This is a genomic window from Mycobacterium sp. E1214 (assembly GCF_001666755.1).
Lineage (GTDB): Bacteria > Actinomycetota > Actinomycetes > Mycobacteriales > Mycobacteriaceae > Mycobacterium.
Genome location: NZ_LZJC01000158.1, coordinates 36293 through 56522, shown reverse-complemented (window position 1 = coordinate 56522; position 20230 = coordinate 36293). Strand labels below are relative to the sequence as shown.

Annotated in this window: 21 protein-coding genes; 18 read left to right on the top strand and 3 right to left on the bottom strand. The window is 65.8% G+C overall.

Features of this window, described 5'->3' with window-relative positions:
* Positions 1 to 13: 13 nt before the first annotated feature.
* Genes A5700_RS25615 through A5700_RS21970 form a run of 9 tightly spaced genes read left to right on the top strand, consistent with a single transcriptional unit; the run spans position 14 to position 7502 of the window.
* Positions 14 to 505 (top strand): hypothetical protein, encoded by a 492-nt coding sequence (locus A5700_RS25615; RefSeq protein WP_082960410.1) that lies wholly within the window; start codon positions 14 to 16, stop codon positions 503 to 505.
* Entirely contained in the window at positions 502 to 1335 is an 834-nt protein-coding gene (locus A5700_RS22005) for a hypothetical protein (RefSeq protein ID WP_068068346.1), read from the top strand. The genes A5700_RS25615 and A5700_RS22005 overlap by 4 nt, the downstream gene beginning before the upstream one ends.
* Positions 1332 to 4046, top strand: a complete 2715-nt coding sequence (locus tag A5700_RS22000; RefSeq protein WP_068068343.1) for a hypothetical protein — start codon at positions 1332 to 1334, stop codon at positions 4044 to 4046. Before A5700_RS22005 ends, A5700_RS22000 begins: the two co-directional genes overlap by 4 nt.
* Positions 4046 to 5194: a hypothetical protein gene (locus A5700_RS26285; RefSeq protein ID WP_156671359.1), complete on the top strand. Its 1149-nt coding sequence runs from the start codon at positions 4046 to 4048 to the stop codon at positions 5192 to 5194. Before A5700_RS22000 ends, A5700_RS26285 begins: the two co-directional genes overlap by 1 nt.
* Positions 5195 to 5210: 16 nt before the next feature.
* Positions 5211 to 5978 (top strand): hypothetical protein, encoded by a 768-nt coding sequence (locus A5700_RS27080; RefSeq protein WP_231973750.1) that lies wholly within the window; start codon positions 5211 to 5213, stop codon positions 5976 to 5978.
* A 3-nt stretch (positions 5979 to 5981) separates the two neighbouring features.
* Entirely contained in the window at positions 5982 to 6134 is a 153-nt protein-coding gene (locus A5700_RS26280) for a hypothetical protein (RefSeq protein WP_156671358.1), read from the top strand.
* Positions 6131 to 6592, top strand: coding sequence for a hypothetical protein (locus A5700_RS21980; protein WP_068068338.1), 462 nt, complete (start codon positions 6131 to 6133; stop codon positions 6590 to 6592). The genes A5700_RS26280 and A5700_RS21980 overlap by 4 nt, the downstream gene beginning before the upstream one ends.
* Positions 6589 to 7068 carry a hypothetical protein gene (locus A5700_RS21975; protein WP_068068334.1) on the top strand — a complete coding sequence of 160 codons (480 nt, stop codon included), beginning with the start codon at positions 6589 to 6591 and terminating at the stop codon, positions 7066 to 7068. The genes A5700_RS21980 and A5700_RS21975 overlap by 4 nt, the downstream gene beginning before the upstream one ends.
* On the top strand, positions 7065 to 7502 hold the full coding sequence (locus A5700_RS21970; RefSeq protein WP_068068331.1) for a hypothetical protein: 438 nt from the start codon (positions 7065 to 7067) through the stop codon (positions 7500 to 7502). Before A5700_RS21975 ends, A5700_RS21970 begins: the two co-directional genes overlap by 4 nt.
* A gap of 225 nt (positions 7503 to 7727) precedes the next feature.
* Here the strand turns inward: A5700_RS21970 and A5700_RS27240 are convergent, their stop codons facing one another.
* The 3 genes from A5700_RS27240 to A5700_RS26275 are packed head-to-tail and all read right to left on the bottom strand — an operon-like array spanning position 7728 to position 8657.
* A complete protein-coding gene (locus A5700_RS27240; protein ID WP_255377973.1) occupies positions 7728 to 7862 on the bottom strand; it encodes a hypothetical protein in 135 nt (44 codons plus the stop codon).
* Between the two features lie 32 nt (positions 7863 to 7894).
* A complete protein-coding gene (locus A5700_RS21965) occupies positions 7895 to 8527 on the bottom strand; it encodes a DUF732 domain-containing protein (RefSeq protein WP_068068328.1) in 633 nt (210 codons plus the stop codon).
* Positions 8520 to 8657, bottom strand: coding sequence for a hypothetical protein (locus tag A5700_RS26275; protein WP_156671356.1), 138 nt, complete (start codon positions 8655 to 8657; stop codon positions 8520 to 8522). Before A5700_RS26275 ends, A5700_RS21965 begins: the two co-directional genes overlap by 8 nt.
* Before the next feature lie 875 nt (positions 8658 to 9532).
* On the opposite strand from A5700_RS26275, the gene mdcA reads away from it, so the two are divergent.
* The 9 genes from mdcA (at position 9533) to A5700_RS21920 (ending at position 20223) form a co-directional block, all read left to right on the top strand.
* Positions 9533 to 11176: a malonate decarboxylase subunit alpha gene (gene mdcA, locus A5700_RS21960; protein WP_231973749.1), complete on the top strand. Its 1644-nt coding sequence runs from the start codon at positions 9533 to 9535 to the stop codon at positions 11174 to 11176.
* 12 nt (positions 11177 to 11188) lie between these two features.
* Positions 11189 to 12070 carry a triphosphoribosyl-dephospho-CoA synthase gene (locus A5700_RS21955; RefSeq protein ID WP_068068419.1) on the top strand — a complete coding sequence of 294 codons (882 nt, stop codon included), beginning with the start codon at positions 11189 to 11191 and terminating at the stop codon, positions 12068 to 12070.
* Positions 12071 to 12074: 4 nt separating this feature from the next.
* Positions 12075 to 12419, top strand: a complete 345-nt coding sequence (gene mdcC, locus A5700_RS21950) for a malonate decarboxylase acyl carrier protein (RefSeq protein WP_068068318.1) — start codon at positions 12075 to 12077, stop codon at positions 12417 to 12419.
* Complete coding sequence (gene mdcD, locus A5700_RS21945) at positions 12416 to 14224, top strand: biotin-independent malonate decarboxylase subunit beta (RefSeq protein ID WP_231973748.1); 1809 nt, start codon at positions 12416 to 12418, stop codon at positions 14222 to 14224. The genes mdcC and mdcD overlap by 4 nt, the downstream gene beginning before the upstream one ends.
* Complete coding sequence (locus A5700_RS21940) at positions 14200 to 14838, top strand: malonate decarboxylase holo-ACP synthase (protein ID WP_156671355.1); 639 nt, start codon at positions 14200 to 14202, stop codon at positions 14836 to 14838. Before mdcD ends, A5700_RS21940 begins: the two co-directional genes overlap by 25 nt.
* 28 nt (positions 14839 to 14866) lie before the next feature.
* Positions 14867 to 15811 (top strand): ACP S-malonyltransferase, encoded by a 945-nt coding sequence (locus tag A5700_RS21935; RefSeq protein WP_068068312.1) that lies wholly within the window; start codon positions 14867 to 14869, stop codon positions 15809 to 15811.
* Between the two features lie 412 nt (positions 15812 to 16223).
* Positions 16224 to 16661 carry an MmpS family transport accessory protein gene (locus A5700_RS21930; protein ID WP_197502789.1) on the top strand — a complete coding sequence of 146 codons (438 nt, stop codon included), beginning with the start codon at positions 16224 to 16226 and terminating at the stop codon, positions 16659 to 16661.
* A complete protein-coding gene (locus A5700_RS21925; RefSeq protein WP_082960409.1) occupies positions 16658 to 19525 on the top strand; it encodes an RND family transporter in 2868 nt (955 codons plus the stop codon). The genes A5700_RS21930 and A5700_RS21925 overlap by 4 nt, the downstream gene beginning before the upstream one ends.
* Before the next feature lie 62 nt (positions 19526 to 19587).
* Entirely contained in the window at positions 19588 to 20223 is a 636-nt protein-coding gene (locus tag A5700_RS21920) for a TetR/AcrR family transcriptional regulator (protein WP_068068311.1), read from the top strand.
* Positions 20224 to 20230: the final 7 nt, after the last annotated feature.

The following is a 20230-nucleotide window of genomic DNA, read 5'->3' as shown; positions in this document are numbered from 1 at the left end:
GATCGACTCCCTGATGATCGTCATCGGAGTCACCGGACTGCCCGACAACGTGCTGGACGGCGTCTTCGACAACGTGCTGTTCGCGTTCAGCCTGATCGAGAACTTCCAGACCAAAACGGCGTCGCCGTTCATGTTCCCGGAGAAGTTCTTCCCTTCGGGCGCAGGCTCGTTGACGCTGGACACCCTGTTCGCCGAAGCGGCCGGACTGTGGAATGTGCGCGGATACCCAGCCGCGCAAATCAGTTTCATCGACGGCTACCCCTACGAGCTTGGCCGCGACATCTTCCCGTCCCAACTCGTCCTGTACTCGCGACGCAAGACCCTGTTTATCGACTACGTCGAAGAAATCGAAATCGTCGATAACAGAACGCAATACAACAAAGTCAAGCTCCAGGTCGGCGACGGCAAGTCCGAAGAAGCCCCGATGACGAAGTTCCAACGAAAGATCGTCGGCTTCGAAACCGTCCTCAACATTATTCTCAGCGGAGGTAACCCGTCGTCATGACGTCAACGTGGACCCAAAACGCCGACGGCTCAGTCGACTTCAACGGCACTGTACGGTTCCCCGCGGGAACCAATCTCGCGTCGGGCGTCGGTATCGTCATCTTCGGCCCGGACGGCGGCATCGCGAACTTCGAGGGCATCGCCAAGGGCGACCCTGGTGTCTCACCGACGATGACCTTCCAGACGGTGCAGGTCGCTGCTGGGACCACGCTGCCGTCGCCGAACCCCGCGGTGGTGTTCACCCCAGCGTCCGGTGACACACCGCCCAACTACGCGGTGACGATGTACGTCAACGCGGGCGCGACCGGTGCGGCTGGCGGCACAGAGATTCTGACGGCTACCGACCTTGAGGGGACCGCCGCAGCGGGCTACCTGATCGGCTACAGCGCCGCTGACTCCAAGGCGAAGTGGCTGCCGATCCCGGTAGGCGGTTGGTATCTCGCCGAGTCGATCGCCGCGACCGCCAGCAACACCAACGCGCTCAAGAACATGTCGTCGATCGCGATCGGCGCGCAGCCGTTCGACTGGTGGCCTGAGGTTTTCGCGCAGGCACAGGTGATCGGGGCGACCGACACCCGCGTCGACTTGGTGGCCCGGATCAACTCGACCACCGGCGACATCTGCGGCTACGGCTACGGCGCGGCTGGCGCAGCACCGCCTCCGGTGATCGCGCTGCCGTCGGGCCTTGTGGCGGGCAGCGACAACATCATCCCTGCGGGTGAAGCGGCGACCATCTTCCTCAACGCCGAGAACCAGACCGACAGCGACAACCCCTGGAACACGACCACCTCGGCCAGCTTCCAGGTGAAGGTGAACCCGGTCCCGGCATGACGTCTACTGCCGGCAACGCGAACGTCACGCCGGACCCGTCGATCCACAACGTTCCTCCGCTGGACAGTGGCACTCCGACGCCGCCGTCCGCGCAGCAGCTCGAGGCGTGGGGCAAGCAGCTACTCACCGGCGTCGCGGATTCCATCGTCGAGGCATTGCTTAACGTCAACGTCCTCGGCGTTGATCCATTCACCGCGCTGCAAGAGTTCGGGGAAGACCCGGCCAGCATCATCTCGACGATCACCACCGCGTTAGGTGGGATCGGCGGCGGGCTCGCCGGTTTGGAGTCAGCGCTCGAAAACATCCCGCTGATCGGACCGCTGATCGAAGCGCTGGGCGGCGACGGCAGCGGCCTCTCCGGTTTGGTGTCGGCGATTGAGGCACTGCCGCAAGACATCATCCGTACCCTCACGTCATTTCTCAGTGGCGGGGTGACGGCCAGTGTCGACCTGAGCGACCTCGCGTCCTTGCTGGACAACATCCCGCTGATCGGTCCGCTGATCGAGGAACTGACCGGTGCGGGCGGCGATTCTGGTGGCGGAAGCGGTGTCTCGGCAATCGTTTCGGCGATCACGTCGCTTCCCGTCGACGCAGAGAACCTGTACAACCAGATCAACTCGCGGTTGCTCGGCCTGCTGCCATCCTCACACATCGGCAACGTCAACCCGAACCTGCTGACCAACCCCGGTTTCGACAGTGCGGCGTCGCTGGCATCCAACCCAGACTTCACATGGGACGGCACGGTCGGACACACCACGGTCGGCTCAGCCAAGGCTGTCGCGGACGGCACAGCCAAGACGCTGGTGTCCAACACCGTCGCGGTAACCCAGAACCAAGTGCTGGCAGCCAGTGCGTGGGTGAAGTTCTCTGGCGTCACGTCGACCGGCAGCCCCATTAGCTTGGCGATCAGCGGCTACGACGCGAACAACAGCTTCGTGGCCACCACCGTGCTGCAATCGATCGCCGCGGCGGGCACGTCGAGCGGCTGGACGCAACTGTCGGGCAACTACACCGTGCCAGCCACCGTCGCCTATGTCGTTGTGCAGCTTCAGGTTGCGGCGACAGCCACGGTGGGAACGGTCTGGTTCGATGACGCATCGCTGACCAAGACGGGGCCGATCCCGGCCAGTGCGCTGCCGATCATCACCGCCACCATGACCGAAGGTCTGGCCACGATCGACACGATCATGAACGCGCTGGGTTTCAGCGGTTCAGGCTTTAGCCTCGCTGATCTCGCGGACGCGCTGCTCGCGATCCCGTCCGGCAACATTTCCGGGCTGAGCGCGATCGCTACCCAAGCGGCCACTGCCGCAGCCGATGTCCAAGGCGTCATCGACAACATGGTCAACGTCGTCACCGGCGGCAGCAGCACCGGCAACCCCGTCACCGCCGTCGAAACCACGATCGGCGGAATCCTCGGCGGCATCGTCAGCCAACTCACCGGCAAGCCGGCGACCACGGCGACACAGTCGCAGGCGAACGCGGCGTTGGCAGCTCAAGCCGCCGCGCTGGCCGCCACGACAGCGTCCTTGCAGGCGTTGCAGAACCAGAACACCCAAGCCGCCAACGGCGGCGTGAACGTCAACCTGAATTTCTCGACGTTCGCCAACGCGACGTCGATCGCAGGTCTTGACCAGTCGTACTCGCCCACCGGCGACGGCACGCTCGGAATCACCAGTGGGGCGGCGACGATGCAGCCCAGCGGGTCCGGCAGCTACCTCGCGCTTGCCATGCACCCCACGGCGACGATGACCGACTTCCAGCAGGTTTCGTGCGTCTTCGCCAGCGCCCCAGCCCAAAGCTACGGCTTCTACGTCGAGCACGCCTACAACACCCTGATCGCTCGCGCCGACAGCCCGACCAACCCAACAACGTACGTGTACGCGCTGTTGCAGCCCAACAGCGTTGAACTGCACTTCGTCAACGCGGGCAGCGACACGATGGTTGCCTCCGAATCAATCACTGGCTTCGTGGCTGGCACCGGGTTCCAACTGATCGCCGGGTTCAGCGGGACGACCCCGATCTATGAGATTTACTCGGGCAACAACCTGCTGTTGAACTACACCGACAGCAGCGGCCAGTCTCACTCTGGCAGCGGCTACCGCTACTGCGGTTTCGGGATGTACTACAACGACGACCACAGCCTGAATCTGAGCCCAGGCGCACTCGCGTCGTTCAGCTTCGTGGACAACGGCCCGGTCGCTGTCATCGGCTCTAACTTCCGCCAGTACCGCGCCAGCGCGACGACGGCCACTCTCACTGACAACGCCGTATCTCTGTTCCCCGCCAGCTTCTTTGACACGAACTCATACCAGACGGCTGACTACACCTACGTGCCGGGATCGAACAAGCTGACAGTGAGCACGACCGGCCTATACCTGGTGAAGCTCAACGTCTTGATTGCGCCGCTGGCCAATTCCGCGCAATGGGCTGGCCCCACGCCGGTGATCTACAAGAACGGTTCAGTGAACAAATATGGGCGCAGCTCCTACTTCTACGCCGCTTCTTCAGGGGTCACACTACCCACCACCCAACCGTTCTGGTTCGGCGACACCTTCCTGATGTATTTGAACGCAGGCGATTACATCCAGCCCGGCTATTTCAACGGCACCAGCAGCACGGGTGTTGCATCCACCATCGCAGGCGAGGGCACCGGCACTCAGACCTACTTTGAGTGCAACTTTGTCGGACCGCAGGCTGTGGCCGCCTGATGTCGTGGGGCAACGCGCCGGTATTCCCGTCCCAGAAGACCGGCACCGGGTGGTTCGGCGACGAGACCGCTCCGACACCGGAATACGTTCAAGGCTGGTGGGCGCTGCTCACGCTCCTCGCTTCGGCCAATGTGTCGCCGCCGACACAGGCGTCGGAATTGGTCGCGATCTATCAAGTCGTTGCGGCGCAACAAATCACCCCGGCCGCGGCATCCGCTTTCCGATTGATCGGGAAACTTCAAGCCGCCGAAACCATCACACCAGCCGAGACCGCGACCATCGGTCTGCGCGGATTCATCAACGCCGCAGCGACGGCCACCCCGACAGACAGCGTGTCCATCGGGCTGTTGAAGCTGTTGGCGGCCAGCGCGTCTCTGACCCCGACATCGGCGGCGGCCTTGGCGAAGATGCTGGTCTTGTCGGCCAGCGGCGGCATCACCCCCGCCGAAGCGGCAGCACTGACACGGATCGCACTGCTGTCGGCCAGCCCAGTGCTCACTCCCGCCGCATCAGCAGGTCTTCTTGCCATCCGGCCGATCGCCAGCGTCGCCACCGAGCTGCCCTCCGCAACAGCCTCTTTGAGTTGGCCGACGATGTCACCGGTTCCGGCCTCATTCAGCACCGCGGGGGCCTACACCTACAACATTCCGTACTGGGCCAACAAGATCGACGTGATCCTGCTGGGCGGCGGATCGGGTGGTAACGCCGGTGGCGCTGGCTTCGTCAACGGATCAGGCGGCGCGGCAGGCACCTGGGCCACCCTGACCACGTTGGTTCGCGGCACCGACATTCCAATAAGCACCACGCAGATCACTGGCACTGTCGGCGCCGGAGGAACGCGGGGCGTCTACGGCGGCGCCGCCCCTGGGAGCGGCGGTGCAACCACGGCGACGGCGACTGGCTGGGCAGGGCTCAGCGCCGCTGGCGGTGTGTACGCCAACTACGGCAGCGCTGTCGGTCGGGCACCGTCGCCGACCAGCCAGACCTACAACGGCCAGACCTACGCCGGTGGTGCTGCCCAAAACACCGGGGGCGCTGCAGGGAACGCGCCTGGCGGTGCTGGCGCTGGCGGCCCCGGTAGCGCGTTCAGCGGCAGCAGCGGCGGTGCTGGCGCTCCCGGCGAGGCGTGGTTCTACGCATACCAATGATGATCGGAGCAGTTAAGTGAGCGGTTGGCCCTCAACCTATCTGGTGAATACATGGCTCAACGCCATCTTCGGGGACGCGCCATGGACTCCGCCGTCTGCGGTCTACGTGCAGTTCCACACCGGCGACCCCGGTGCGTCGGGCACAGCGAACCAGTCAGCCACGAACACCCGCGTGGCGGCCACCTTCGGGTCGGCGTCGGCCGGCTCGATCGCGATGTCGAACACACCGCAGGTCACCCTCGTCTCGAACGAAACGATCAGTTGGGTGTCGTTCTGGGACAACGCCACAGTGGGTAGCGGCAACTTCCTCGGTTCCGTCCAAGCAACGACAGCTCAGTCGGGCGGCGCTGGCGACATCGTCCAATTCGCCAGTGACTCGATGTCGATCAGCGTCTTCTCGACCGCGTGGCCGTCGACCTATCTCGTGGACGCGCTGCTCAACGCCACGTTCAACGGGGCCGCATGGTCATCCCCGTCGGGCATCTATGTCCAGTTCCACACCGGCAGCCCCGGAACCGCGGGCACGTCGAACCAGTCGGCCACCAACGTCCGTGAGCACGCGACCTTCGGGTCGGCGTCGGCCGGCTCGATCGCGATGTCCAATCAGCCACAGGTCACCCTCGTGTCCTCGGAGACGATCTCGTGGGTGTCGTTCTGGGACAACGCCACAGTGGGCAGCGGCAACTTCCTCGGCGCGGTCCAGCCGAGCGCCTCCAAGTCCGGCGTCAGCGGCAACATCGTCGTGCTGTCCAGCCAAACCCTCTCGATGCCGACAGCAGCATGACCCATGTCCACCGAAGCCATGCTGACCGCCGTGGTGTACGCCGCCCTGATCGCCATCGGCGCGGTGCTGCACTACTGCGCCGAATCAATCGGCATGTGGCACCACCACAAACACAAAGCCACCCGCCACTCGGCGGCTGAAAGGAGAATCCCATGACTGACACCACCGAGATCGTGGTCCGCGTGCCCGGCTACGCCCAGGCCCAACTGGACCGCGGCGACTCGCTACACACGATCCCCGGATTCCACCGCATCGTCGACACCCGACACATGCAACTCGTGGGCCGCGCGAGCGACAACCGGCTGCACGTGATCGACGAAGACGGGCGCCTGATCCAGATGGACGAAGCCTTCTACGCGGCGTTCGCCACCCCCGTCCCGGTCACCCACGTCCATCCCGATGGACGAGACCTGCTGGACGAGCCGCAGGCAGACGACGCCCCGGAACTCGAGCAGGTCGAGGAGACGATCGGCGAGGGGCCGTACGACCACCCCCAGTTCATCCCGACGCAGTCGGAGAACGCACCGGAGGTCGCCGAGGCCAAGCCCGCACGACGTCGCAAGGGAGACAAAGCCCCTGACGCCGAGCAGCCAGCAGAAGAAACGCCCGCATGATCCGCCGCATCCCGCCCGTCAGCCGATCGCTGATCAAACGGTTCTTCGTCGCCGTCGACAGCGAAGGCGTCGCCCTGTTCCAGTGGCTGTTCTACGTCCTGTTCATCATGGTGGGCGTCTACGGCCTAGTCATCGCGAACTCGCAACCACCGCTGTCGGTGAAATATGCAGGCCCAATGGCCGCGATGAACATCACCCTCTGGTACTGGCTGCACATCGCCGGTCCGGGCACGTGCCTGATCGGAAAGCTGTTGACTCGCACCAAGTCCGCTTACGCAGGTATGTGGCTGCAACTCGGTGGCGACCTCGGCCTGGCCCTCGCGCTGGCGGCTTACAACACCGCGACCTACCACAGCGAATCGTGGGGCCGCGGCATGTACGGCGCCTTCCCGCTCGGGACCGCCACGTTCCTGTCGGTGGTCATCCTCACGGTGCGTGACGTCCGCCGAATGCGGGTGGTGGAAAGGTTGAAATGAACCTCGCGAACCTGATGACCAACGGAGGCACCGGCTTCCTTGGTGCCGGGATCCTGGTCGCAGTGATCGAGGGCCTGTTCCACCGCGGTGGCCGGCGCGCCGAAGCGGCCGCGCAACTAGCCGAAGCTGCGGGACGAAAGGCTGACACCGTCATCGCCGACCACGAGCTGTGGCGCGAGGAGGCCAAGGAAGCCTACGACAACGCGAAAGCCGAGTGCGCCGCCTGCAAAAAGGAACTCAAAGAGGCCAAGGATGAGCACGAGGCCGAACTCAGCAAGCTGCAACGCGAGATGGCCGAAATCCGTGACGCCCTGAACAAGCGCCTGGACGCCATCGACGAGATGCTGCCCTACGTCCAGGGGATGCCCGAAGACAAGATGGCCGAAATCCGCGCGGCGAACCGGGCGGCGCGATTGGCCGTGTGGCGAGGATAGAAGCGATAGGCTCCGGTCATGTCGCGTGTTACGAAGGTCGTCGCCGCCGCGATCATCGCTTGCAGCGCCGTGGTGACGTCAGGGTGCACGTCTTGCACCACAGACGCTTTGGGTTACAACGCGTGCTGGTAATGCACGCCTAACGCAACGAAGAAGCCCCCGGTTGCCCGTAATGGGTTACCGGGGGCTTCTCGTCGTTCGTATCCGGCAGCCCGCTTTTTCAGTTTAGTCCTCGTCGTCGTCGGAAGCCATGGCTTCCAGCCGTTTTACCCGGCGGGTGAGGGTGACGACCTGCCAGTACAGGATGATGATCGCGACGGGGAAGACCACGATCAGCAAGGTGTTCTCGAACTCGGTCACGGTTTCCCTTTCGGCTAGTTGGTCGCGTCAGACTAAGGCAGTTCATCCGTGTGGTCAGGGCATAACGTGATCACTGCGACGTGGAGAAAGATGTCCCTGTCCGAGTGGGGAACAGCCGGGGCGATGTCCGTTGCCCACTGTCCCAGCGTCATCCCGTGGTCTAGGTCCACACATGTCGCCGCGCCGTTGGCGATGGCGGCGGAGTCGGAGTAGTCCAGACCGGATGCCCGCAGGCGCTGGAGGAACTCGCTTTCCCGCTCATGGGTGAACGTCCGAGTTGGCGTGGGCGGTGTCGCAGAAACCGCGGATGTCATCGCCGTTGTCGAGTTGTCGGTGTGCCCCGCGATCAGGATGATCGCGGCCATGACTGCGCTGCACAGCAAGACTAAGACAGCGATCCCACGCACGCGCCGCCACTCCCGCTTGCGCCGCCACGCCTCATCGTCATTAGGTTCGTCATCATCCGCACCCTGGGGCCAGCTTTGGGTGTCGCCGTAGCCGTTCTCCGCAGACCACGCGAAGCCAGGCTCTGGCTGGGTGACCGGTGGAACGATCTCCGTCGCCGCACCGCCTGAGCCATCGGCGGACCACATCGCGGTGCCGGTAGCGGCCTGCACGGCTTCCGCGAACTCGGCCAGGTCGTCGGTGACGACTCGCTTAGGCATCGTCGTCACCCGATTCGTTACGGGCTTCCTGGCGGCGCCGCTCGTCTTCCACGGCCTGGCGGGCTTGCTCCACGATCAAGCGCATGTCGTTGGACTCAAAGTCCTCGGACGGTTGTTTGTGGTCGGGCATGACCTGCTCCCTTTGTCTCGTTTGTCATTGACAAAGGCGGGGCAGGTTTTCCCAGGTTGTTTCGTGTCGATTCGTGTCGCTTACCCAAGTTACGCTGATGCGTTTCCGCAGGTAAACGGCGGTTTCGTGCGAGTTTAGTAGTGGTTCGAGTCCCCTTAGCTCCACTCAACACTCAACCCGGGTCCGTACAGCTATCGGATCGGGTTCCTTCCTTCTGCTAGGTCCGCGTGTTCTGATGTTCGGTCCTGTCGCTGGGAGACGGCGGACCTGAGTCCAGCCCGGGGGGCGGGGCGAGGTCGGTACATGCCGGAACCAGGGTCCAAGTCGCGCCGACAAGTGCTCAGATACCGAGGTTCGTTAACGACGCCGAAGGCGTTTATGAGTTTCGTGGACAGGGCGGCTGCGCGAGTGTGAGGTCCGGTAGAGGGTCGAACTCGGGTTAACCGACGGTCGGCACCGCAGCAAACACCCCTGACCGCTCATCGGGGGAGTGCGCGGTGAAAAGCGAAGATGTGATTATGGCCTGTTTGGCGCCATCGACACTTGTTGCGCGGCAACGTAACCACCCCACAACCGGCTGGCGCTCGCCGCGCTGAGGAACGACGCGGCCATGCGCGGCGACGCCGGCGCTGGGACAACCAGCCGGTAAGGCCCGCCACCGGCAGGGGCGAAACCGGGGAAGGCCTCACGAGGTGTTTCGGTAGGAGGAAGTGCGACCCACGTGGTTTCGGTTTTCGCCGGTCAGCTGTTGCGCAATCAGAACAAACCCGCAACACTGCACTGCGATACATGGACCTCAAAGCGCTTGGTTCGGGGCCGACAGCTGGCCTATCTCGACGCGGCATGGAGAAGCAATGGTGACGCCAGAAGGCCGTGTGCGCCAGCGTGTTTGGGACACGCGTCGCAGCGCGAAAGCGGAGCGTCTGGCGGCTGCTGGGCAGTTCGTCGACGGCAAAGTGATCAAGGCAGCCGAGCTGGGCGCGCTGCTCGAGGCGGTCATCCGGCCCGGCGACAAGGTTGCGTTGGAGGGCGACAACCAGAAGCAGGCGGACTTTCTGTCCCGCACGCTGGCCGGCTGCGACCCGGGAAAGCTGCACGATCTGCACATGCTGATCGGGTCGGTGTCCCGCGTCGAGCACCTCGATCTGTTTGAGCTCGGTATCGCCTCCCGCCTCGATTTCGCGTACGCCGGTCCGCAGAGCGTGCGGATCGCGCAGCTGGTCGCCGATGGCACGGTTGCGATCGGGGCGGTGCACACCTATGTCGAGCTCTACGCCCGCATGGTGGTCGATCTTCGACCCGACGTGGCGCTGTTGTGCGCCGCCGCCGCCGACACCCGCGGCAACCTGTACACCGGGCCCAACACCGAAGACACCCCGACCATTGCCGAGGCCGCGGCGTTTCACGACGGCGTGGTGATCGTGCAAGCCGACGAGATCGTCGAGGCCGACAAGTTGCCCCGTGTCGACATTCCCGGCGACTGGGTGGATCTGGTGGTCCAGGCTGATCGGCCGTTCGCGTTGGAGCCGCTGTTTACCCGAGACCCCAAACACATTGGCCCGGTGGAGATCCGGCAGGCGATGATCGCCCTGCGCGGGGTCTATGAGCGCCATCAGGTGGTGTCGCTGAACCACGGTGTCGGGTTCAGCACCGCCGCTATCGAGCTGATCCTGCCCACCTACGGCGAGCAGCTGGGTCTTCGCGGCAAGATTGCCCGCAACTGGACTCTCAACCCGCACCCGACGTTGATTCCGGCGATCGAATCGGGCTGGGTGGAGACGATCCACAGCTTCGGTGGCGAATCGGGCATGGACAAGTATGTGGCCGCTCGCCCGGACGTCTTCTTCACCGGCGCCGACGGCTCGTTGCGCTCCAACCGAGTGTTGTGCCAGCTCGCGGGCCAATACGCGATCGACATGTTCATCGGGTCCACGTTGCAAATGGACGCCGACGCCAACTCCTCGACCGTGACCGAAAGCCGGCTCAGCGGGTTCGGCGGGGCGCCCAACATGGGACACGACCCGCACGGCCGACGCCACTCGACCCCGGCGTGGCTGGACCTGCACTACGGCGAGGGCGCGGCGATGCGTGGGCGCAAACTCGTCGTGCAGATCGTGCAAACCTTCCAGTCCGGCGGCATCCCCACCTTCGTCGAGTCGCTCGACGCCATCGAGTTCGGCAAGAAGGCCGGCATGGCGCTGCCACCGGTCATGATCTACGGGGACGACGTCAGCCACGTGGTCACCGAAGAGGGCGTGGCCTACCTGTACAAGGCCAGCTCGTTGGAGGATCGACGTGCCGCGCTGGCCGCGATCGCCGGAGTCACCCCGCTGGGGCGCGGTGCGGACGCCGCCCGGCTGGAGGGGCTGCGCCGCGACGGGCTGGTCGCGTTGCCCGAAGACCTCAAGATCGACGCGAACCTGGCGAACCGGTCGCTGCTGGCCGCCCGCAGCATCGGTGATCTTGTCGCTTGGTCGGGCGGTTTGTACGAGCCGCCGGCCCGATTCCGGGATTGGTGAAACATGCTCGTGATGCCGGACACCACTGAAAACCCGTGCGGCGCAGCGCCGTTGGCTGTCGCTGTGAGCCCGGACAGGCTCGGGCGGCTGGCCGCGCGAGCCCTGCGCGAGGAGGCCATCCTCACACCCAAGCCCGGGCTGGTCGACCTGCGCGGTGGTAATGCCCACCACGACATGGACGTCGAGACCCTCGTCGCCTCCGCGGATGCGCTGGCCGACCCGATCACTCGTTGCGCCGAAGCGGCTCTCTCCGCGCCGCTGGGGCCGCGGCTCCGCGCGCGCATCGGGGCGATCGGCCGCGCCGGTGAGCGCCGCATGCTTGACGCCACCGGCGGGGTCAACACCCACCGCGGCGCACTGTGGACGCTGGGGCTGCTCGCCGCGGGTTTGGCCGCACATCCCCATCCTGCGTCGGCCGCCGCCTTCGCGGCGCGACTGGCCAGCATCCCTGACCCGGCCCTACCGGTACGGCAGCTTTCGCACGGCGCGGTCGCCCGCCGCCGCTACGGCGCTGCCGGGGCGGTCGGCGAGGCGTGCGCCGGATTTCCCCACACCATGCAGGTGGCCCTGCCGGCGCTGCGCGCCGCGCGCACCGCGGGCTGCGACGAGGACACCGCGCGGCTGGCCGCCCTGTTGAGTTGTATGGCACGCCTGGAAGACACCTGCACACTTCACCGCGCAGGCCGCGAGGGTCTGGCCATCGTCCGCGACGGCGCCGAAGCGATCCTGCGAGCCGGCGGTTGGGCCACCGCCCGCGGGCGCGAGCTGTTGGGTGAGCTGGACCTGGTCACCCGCCGCCTCCGCCTGTCCACAGGCGGCAGCGGCGATGTGCTGGCGGCTGCCCTTTTCGTTGACAGCACTGAAAAGCTCTGGCGCGCAGCCGAAAAGGACTAACACGATGCGGACCTTGCAGTACCAGTTCGAAGCGTCTCAACGGCCGGCCCGGCGCGTGCACATCGGCGTCGTGGCCTCCGGTGATCTTGAGATTCTGCTGGAGCCCCGCGACGACGAACCGGACGCCGGCACTTTCGCGCGGGTGCGCGTCCGGACCAGCGTCGACGGGTTCGACCAGGTGTGGCAGGCGACTCTGCAACGCTTCTTCGCCCGGACACCCATGCTGGGGCGATGGGAGCTCAACGACGCCGGTGCGACCCCGGCGATCGTGACGCTGCGGCTTCAGCAAGCCGCTCAGGAAGCCCAGGCCGCCGAAACTGACGCGACGCCAACAGGTGATTCCGCGTGACGCCGACCGCGGGTGGGTTCCCCGGCGGGGCGGCAGCGGCGCTGGGAGCCGTGGCCGATGACGGGAGCCTCGACTGGCAGCGGGTGCTGGCGCGACGGAGCTTCCTCGAACTCGATGCTTTCGCCCGTGCCGCAACGCTTCTCGACGACGGCTCGATGCGGGTGTTGTGCGGACCGTTCGATCGCCTCGAATCGCCGTGGCTGGAGCCACAGGGCGTCACCCCGCAATCGGATGACGGCGTAGTGATCGCCCGCGGCACCCTCGACGGCACGCAGGTCGTGGTCGCCTCGATCGAACAAGGATTTCAGGGCGGCGGCATCGGTGAGGTGTCCGGCGCCAAGATCACCCAAGCGCTGCGGCTCGCCGCCGCCGACAGCCGCCGCGGCGTTGCGGTCCCCGCTGTCCTGCTGCTGGAAACCGGTGGAGTTCGGTTGCAGGAAGCCAACCTCGGCCTCAATGCCGTCGCCGAAGTCTGTGCTGCCCTGCTTGAACTGCGCCCGCTCGCGCCCGTGGTGGGGGTGGTCGCAGGCTCGGTCGGGTCGTTCGGCGGAATGAGCATCGCCACCGCGTTGTGCACCCACATCGTCGTCACCCCCGAAGCGCGCATCGGGCTCAACGGGGCGGCCGTGATCGAGCAGGAGGCCGGCGTCGAGGAGTTCGACTCGTCGGACCGTGGGCTCACCTGGGCCATCGTCGGCGGGGAGCAACGCCGCCGAACCGGCTTGGCCGATACCCTCGTCGTCGACGACACCGCCGCCGTGCGGGAAGCGGTCGGCGCCGCCATCGCCACCGGTGCCGGCCCGGCGGGCTCGCACCGCAGCGAGAAGCTCGACGTTCTCGACGAGCGGTTGGCGACCATCAACCCGGCAGACCCGCCCGCGCCGCTTGAGCTGCGAAACATGTGGGGCGACAGCTACGACAAGCCACCGGCGAGCCATGCCCCCCACCCGCAACGCGGCGAACCGCACGAAGGCGCCGAGCGGTCTTCGGTGGAACCCAGCCAGCGGGGCAGGAATTGGATCACGGCGCTCGCCGGCGACGCGAAACCTGAACCGGTGGTCGGCTCGGTCCTGCGCGCGGACGCAGACGGCCGCACCTATCTGGCCGTCGTCCCAGACCCGGCGAACCCGTTCTACCGCGCCCGCCAGGGACAAGTCGGACTCACCGAGTGCGCCGCGCTGGCCCGATCGGTCCGCGACATCACAGCCGCCGACGCCACTGCCGAGCACCGCCGTGCGATCGTTGCCATCGTCGACCTGCCCAGCCAGGCCTACGGGCGCATCGAGGAAATGGTGGGGCTGCACCAGGCCATCGCCGCGGCCGTCGACGCCTACGCCGCCGCCCGCGTGGCCGGGCACCCGATCGTCGCGCTGGTTGTCGGGCACGCGCTATCCGGGGGCTTTCTGACCCACGGCCTGCAGGCGTCGCAAATCCTTGCCCTCGACGACCCAGGCGTGGAGGTGCACGCCATGCACAAACCGGCCGCCGCGCGCATCACCCTGCGCACCGTCGAGCAGCTCGACGAACTCGCGAAGACGATCCCGCCGCTGAGCTATAACGTGCGCGACTGGGCCACCCTGGGTTTCTGCGACGAACTGCTCACCGTCCGTGACGCGGAATCACCGACCCCGCACGACGTGGACGTCGTAAGCCGCGCCCTCGGTGAGGCCGTGCGGCGAGCCCGGGAAGGCCCGCGTGATCTGTCCAACCGGCTCGAGTCGGCGTCTGCGCACACCAACCGCAGGGCGTCCCGCGCCGTACGGGAATCCATTGCGAAGCAGTGGAACTCACCACCCGTGACATGACTTCCGCTCGGGCACACGACCTCATCCGGCTCGAAGACCCGGCGGCTCAGCTGACCGGCGACGAGCCCCCGTGGATCCGCGCCGCGCTCACCCAGACGCCATGGGTGGTCGTGCGCCGCGCTGTCGCGGCTCCCGGTCACCTCGCCGTCGGCGTCCGGGGAACCTACCGCCATCAACGGCACGCCATGGAGGTCTCGGAGACCGCAGTGCTGGAGGTGCTGCGCCCCGAGGACCTGCGCCCTTCGCCGCGTGGTTCAGCATCTGACACTGCCGCGATCAGCTCCTTGCGCGCCGCAATGTCCCTGCTCGACGATTCCGGTTATCCATGGGGTCCGACTGGCAGTGCCGGCTTCGAGTTGGCCACCGGTCATCCCACCACCACACCGTCCAGCGATCTCGACCTGGTCATTCGGCTTCTCGAACGCCCGACGGCCCGAGAAATCGAAGCCCTGGCAGCGCAATTGTCAGCGCTGCCAGCACGTGTCGACTGTCAGCTGGACACCGACGGGGGCGCGGTCAACCTGACCGAACTCGCCGGAGGTCTCGACCGGATCCTGCTGCGCACGCTCACCGGTGCGCGTCTGGTCGCGCTCGAGGAGATTGTGACGCAATGACCTGCCGCGTAACCGTTTTCGGCGGCCGATGAGCACCGCGCTGCTTTTTCCGGGGCAGGGGTCGCAGCGCCCGGCCATGCTGCAATCGCTGCCCCAAACCCCCGCCGCGGCGCGATCCTGGGCCGAGGCCCAGCATTGCCTGGCGGATCTGGATGGCCTTCCGGAGCAACTCGACACGGCCGAGGCGCTGCAATCCACCACCAACGCCCAACTGTGCCTGCTCATCACCGGCGTCGCGTACGCCCGCGCGCTCATCGAAGACCACGGTCTGCAAGCAGAATTCGTGGCCGGCCACTCGGTCGGAGCCTTCGCCGCCGCTGTGGTGGCCGGCGTTCTCAACCTCACCGATGCCATCCGGGTCGTGCGCGTCCGCGGCGACATGATGCAACGCGCATGCGCCGCCCGGCAGTGGGGGATGGCTGCCATCAGCGGGCTGAGCCTGTCCGCCGTGCAATCGCTGGTCAGTTCGCATGGCACCGTGCAGGATCCGCTGTGGGTGGCCAACATCAACGCGGCCGATCAGACCGTGGTCAGCGGTACGGCCGCCGCGCTGGAAAATCTCCGCGGCCCCGCCGAGCGCGCCGGAGCGCGCAATTTGACCGCCCTCGACGTGCGGATCGCCTCACACTGCCCGCTGCAGGCAAGTACCGCCCACGCGGTAGCCGCTGAGCTGCGCAACGTTTCACCCGGTCGCCAACAACGCGCCTACCTGGCCAACCGCACCGGCCGCAGGCTTCACCACAACCCGGCCGGTGTCGTCGAGGACCTCGCCCAAGCGGTGCAACACCCCGTGCAGTGGTTCGACTGCATGCGGCTGATCGGCGAACTCGGCGTCACCACCACCATCGAAATGCCGCCCGGCCACGTCCTTACCTCACTCGCACTGTCCAGCCTGCCCGACGTGAGAGTCGCCGCCCTCGATGAAGTTGCCATCGACACGGTGTTGCGTCGAGCCCGGTCGGCTTACCCCTAAATCCGGTCCCGGGTGCTCACGTCACTGTGCCTGGTGGCTGGGCGGATGCGCTGTTGGGGTTGAGCGCCGACGTGGTGGCGAACGCAAGGGTGTGTATCTATCAGTGCCGCAATCGATGTGGTGAGCCACCGCGGCGTTCTCCGGCCCGACGCCATGAGATCGCTGCGGTCGACCATGCCTCGGTCCGTGCGCAGGCAACGGGCCAAAGCGTCATCGGTACAGCGGCCCGCAATCGCCGACCTTGACCGGGGGGCGGCACGGTCCACTCCCGGCCGCTCGGCGCGACGCGCCCGGGTGGGCCGGCGCGCGCAGTTTCGCACGGTGAGGTACAGTCCCCAATCGACGCGGAACCCGAGTTCCGTCTCGTTGGGGAAGGGCAGGGCGCGGTGAGCACGAGTACGGGGGCACGACCGTGTTTCGAGTGCTGAAAAAAGTCTGGCTGCCGCTGCTTCTCGCCGTCGTGGTCGCGCTCGGCGCCTACGCGGTCGTCCGCATCCGCGATACGTTCGGCTCCACCGGGCAGGTGGCGAGCGGCGAGGGCAACGGCGGCGACACCAAACCGTTCCATCCCAAGCGCATCACCTACGAGATGTCCGGATCGCCGAGCGGAACCGTCAACGTCGACTACCTCGACGAGAACGGGCAACCCCACCTCGTGGAGGCGGCCCCATTGCCATGGTCGTTCACGATCGTGACCACGCTGCCCTCGATGTCGGCCAACATCGTCGCCCAAGCCAGTGCCGGGGTGGACGCGCTGCGGTGCCGCGTCGTCGTCGACGGCCAGGTCCGCGACGATCGCAAAACCGATGACTACCAACCGTTTATTTACTGCTTGGTGAAATCCGTATGAGCAACCTGCACGCGGCGCCCCGCCCTGCGCTGATTCCTCGACTCATCCGCATCCTCGCGGTGCCGATCGTCTTGGGGTGGGCGTTCATCGCCGTGGCCCTGGGCGTCCTGTCACCGCCCCTGGATACGGTCGCCGATCAGCACTCGGTGCCGATGACCCCGCAGGACGCCCCGGCGTTCAAGTCGATGATGCACATCGGTGAAAAGTTCAAGGAGTTCAATACCGACTCGTCGGCGATGGTGGTGCTCGAGGGCAAGGACAAACTCGGCGACAGCGCGCACGACTTCTACAACCACATCGTCAGCAAGCTCAAAAACGACCGTGAGCATGTGCAGAACGTCCAGGACTTCTGGGGTGACCCGCTGACCGCCGCCGGCTCGCAGAGCCCCGACGGCAAGGCGGCGTACGTCCAGGTCTTCCTCAACGGTGCGCAGGGCACCACCCCCAGCCACGAATCCGTCGCCGCGGTGCGCACAATCGTCGCCCAGACACCGGCGCCGCCGGGAGTGAGGGCCTATGTGGCCGGCAATACCGTGCTCAACGCCGACACCAGCCTCGTCGGCCACAAAAGCATGGCGACGATGGCGTTGGTCTCCATCATCGTCATCTTGGTGATGCTGCTGCTGGTTTACCGGTCGATCGTGACCACGGTGCTGTGCCTGCTCGTGATCGGCATCGAATTGTTTGCGGCGCAGGGGATCACGGGAACGGCGGGTAACCTCAACATCATCGGCCTGACCCCGTACGCCGTCAGCATGGTCACCATGCTCAGCATCGCCGCGGGGACCGACTACGTCATCTTCCTGCTGGGCCGCTACCACGAGGCGCGGTCGCTCGGCCAGGATCGCGAGCAGGCGTTCTACACGGCCTATCACGGCGTCTCGCACGTCATCCTGGGCTCGGGCCTGACGATCGCGGGCGCCTGTCTGTGCCTGACGGCGTGCCGGCTGCCGTACTTCCAGACCATGGGCCTGCCGTGCGCCATCGCGCTGTTGGTCATCGTCTTCGCCGCGCTAACGCTGGCGCCGGCGGTGCTGGCGATCGGCTCGCGCTTCGGCCTTTTCGATCCCAAGCGTCCCATCGATGTCCGCGGTTGGCGCAAAGTCGGGACGGCCGTGGTGCGCTGGCCCAAGCCGATCATCGTGGTAACCGCGGCGATCGCCGTCATCGGCTTCATCAGCCTGTTGACCTACGTGCCGAACTACGACGACCAGAAGTTCACGCCCGACAACATGGCCGCCAACGTCGCGATGACGGCGGCCGAACGGCACTTCTCGCAGGCACGGATGAACCCGGAGCTGCTGATGGTCGAATCCGACCACGACCTGCGCGACCCGGCCGACATGTTGGTCATCGACCGCATCGCCAAGAGCGTCTTTCACCTTCGCGGTATCGAACGCGTGCAGACCATCACCAGACCACTGGGTGCGCCTATCGAGCACAGCTCCATCCCGTTTCAGATCGCGATGCAGAATTCGGGCACGCTGCAAACGGCCAAGTTCATGAATGACACCATGGCCAACATGCTCGAGCAGGCCGACGAGCTGGGTAAGACCATCGCCACCATGGAACACATGTACGGCGTCATGAAAGATCTGACGGCGACGACGCACAGCATGGTCGGCAGGACGCATCAAATGGTGGATACGACCAACGAACTGCGGGACCACATCTCCGATTTCGACGATTTCTTCCGGCCCATCAGAAGCTACTTCTATTGGGAGAAGCACTGTTTCGACATCCCGGTGTGCTGGTCGTTGCGCTCGATATTCGACACGCTCGACGGTATCGACGAGCTTGCCGACCAGATCTCCGGGCTCACCGTCGATCTCGACCATTTGGATCGGTTGATGCCCCAGCTGCTGGCCGATCTCCCGAAAACGATCGACTCGATGAAGACCATGCGCAACTTCATGCTGTCGACCCACAGCACGATGGCGGGTATCCAGGCGCACCAGCAGGAGGGGGCGCAGGGCTCAACTTTGATGGGGCAGTACTTCGACGAAGCCAAGAACGATGACTCGTTCTACCTGCCACCGGAAGTCTTCAAAAACCCCGACTTCGAACGCGGCTTGAAAATGTTCGTGTCGCCCGACGGCACGGCCGTCCGGTTCATCATCACCCACCAAGGCGATCCGGCCTCGGTGGAGGGCATCAAACACGTGGCGGGCATCAGGGACGCGGTCGCCGACGCCATCAAGGGCACTCCGCTGGAGAGCTCGAAGGTCTACCTGGCCGGCACCGCCTCGATGTACAGCGACATGCAGAAGGGCGTCATCATCGACCTACTGGTGGCGGGCATCTCGTGCATGATCCTCATCTTCGCGATCATGCTGGTCATCACCCGCAGTGTCGTCGCGGCGCTGGTCATCGTCGGCACTGTGGCCGCCTCGCTCGGCACGGCGTGCGGCCTGTCGGTGCTGTTATGGCAGGACATCGTCGGCCTTGGCCTGCAATGGATTGTCCTGCCGCTGTCGGTGATCATCTTGCTCGCGGTGGGTTCGGACTACAACCTGCTCCTCGTCTCGCGGCTCAAGGAGGAGATTCACGCCGGCCTCCACACCGGCATCATCCGTGGCATGGGCGCCTCGGGCCGGGTCGTCACCGCCGCCGGGCTGGTGTTCGCCTTCACCATGATGTCCATGATCGTCAGCCAGCTGCGCGTGATCGGTGAACTGGGAACCACCATCGGACTGGGCCTGTTGGTGGACACGCTCATCGTGCGGTCCTTCATGACGCCGTCGATCGCGGCGGCGCTGGGGCACTGGTTCTGGTGGCCGATCAATACGATCCGCCTGACCCGCAAGGCGTCCACCGCCGGTGACGCGCACACCGCGCCCATCCCACAGCTCGCGGCAACGTGAATCTGGCCCGCTGTTCTGCCAAGCTGTCGACAGCAGTGTTGGCAGTCGACGGGCCTGGGGGCATGGCGGAACCGGAATCGAAGCTTCGGCAGCGCACCGACGGGCGGCTGGACCGCTCGCGCGACCCCGCGATATTGGACGCCGCGCTGGCGGCCCTGGCCGAGCATGGTTACGACGCCGCCAACATGAACGACATCGCCGCGCGGGCGGGTGTGGGCAAGGCGGCGATCTACCGACGGTGGTCCTCGAAGGCCGCGCTGATGACCGACGCGCTCGTGTACTGGCGGCCCGACCTGTTGAGCAACGACGCCCCCGACACGGGCAGCCTGACCGGGGACCTCGACGTCATCGTCGAGCGCGCCAAACGCAACGACGATTCGCTGATCACGAACGACCTCGTTCTACGGGTCGCGATGGAAGCCGCTCACGACCCTCAACTCGCCTCGGCCCTCGGGGACCTGCTGCTGTTCAAGGGACGGCGAATCCTGTCCGTGGTCCTCACCCAGGCCGGTGACCGTGGCGAGATCTCCGCGTCGCGCGATTGGTCGCTGGTTGGCGACGTGCTGACCGCGATGGCGTTGATGCGCGTCATCACCGGTCAACCGGTTGACGCGCACTTCGTGCGGCAGGTCATCGACACCCTGATCCTGCCCGCGGTGCGAGCACCGACTGCCGCGGCCGCCCGAAAGAAGCGTTGAGAGCGTC

What these genes read in the sequence shown, in the direction of transcription:
- A5700_RS25615 (WP_082960410.1), top strand. Translation starts at nt 14, where the DNA reads ATGATCGTCATCGGAGTCACCGGACTGCCCGACAACGTGCTGGACGGC.
- A5700_RS22005 (WP_068068346.1), top strand. Translation starts at nt 502, where the DNA reads ATGACGTCAACGTGGACCCAAAACGCCGACGGCTCAGTCGACTTCAAC.
- A5700_RS22000 (WP_068068343.1), top strand. Translation starts at nt 1,332, where the DNA reads ATGACGTCTACTGCCGGCAACGCGAACGTCACGCCGGACCCGTCGATC.
- A5700_RS26285 (WP_156671359.1), top strand. Translation starts at nt 4,046, where the DNA reads ATGTCGTGGGGCAACGCGCCGGTATTCCCGTCCCAGAAGACCGGCACC.
- A5700_RS26280 (WP_156671358.1), top strand. Translation starts at nt 5,982, where the DNA reads ATGTCCACCGAAGCCATGCTGACCGCCGTGGTGTACGCCGCCCTGATC.
- A5700_RS21980 (WP_068068338.1), top strand. Translation starts at nt 6,131, where the DNA reads ATGACTGACACCACCGAGATCGTGGTCCGCGTGCCCGGCTACGCCCAG.
- A5700_RS21975 (WP_068068334.1), top strand. Translation starts at nt 6,589, where the DNA reads ATGATCCGCCGCATCCCGCCCGTCAGCCGATCGCTGATCAAACGGTTC.
- A5700_RS21970 (WP_068068331.1), top strand. Translation starts at nt 7,065, where the DNA reads ATGAACCTCGCGAACCTGATGACCAACGGAGGCACCGGCTTCCTTGGT.
- A5700_RS21965 (WP_068068328.1), bottom strand. Translation starts at nt 8,527, where the DNA reads ATGCCTAAGCGAGTCGTCACCGACGACCTGGCCGAGTTCGCGGAAGCC.
- A5700_RS26275 (WP_156671356.1), bottom strand. Translation starts at nt 8,657, where the DNA reads ATGCCCGACCACAAACAACCGTCCGAGGACTTTGAGTCCAACGACATG.
- A5700_RS21955 (WP_068068419.1), top strand. Translation starts at nt 11,189, where the DNA reads ATGCCGGACACCACTGAAAACCCGTGCGGCGCAGCGCCGTTGGCTGTC.
- mdcC (WP_068068318.1), top strand. Translation starts at nt 12,075, where the DNA reads ATGCGGACCTTGCAGTACCAGTTCGAAGCGTCTCAACGGCCGGCCCGG.
- A5700_RS21935 (WP_068068312.1), top strand. Translation starts at nt 14,867, where the DNA reads ATGAGCACCGCGCTGCTTTTTCCGGGGCAGGGGTCGCAGCGCCCGGCC.
- A5700_RS21925 (WP_082960409.1), top strand. Translation starts at nt 16,658, where the DNA reads ATGAGCAACCTGCACGCGGCGCCCCGCCCTGCGCTGATTCCTCGACTC.
- A5700_RS21920 (WP_068068311.1), top strand. Translation starts at nt 19,588, where the DNA reads ATGGCGGAACCGGAATCGAAGCTTCGGCAGCGCACCGACGGGCGGCTG.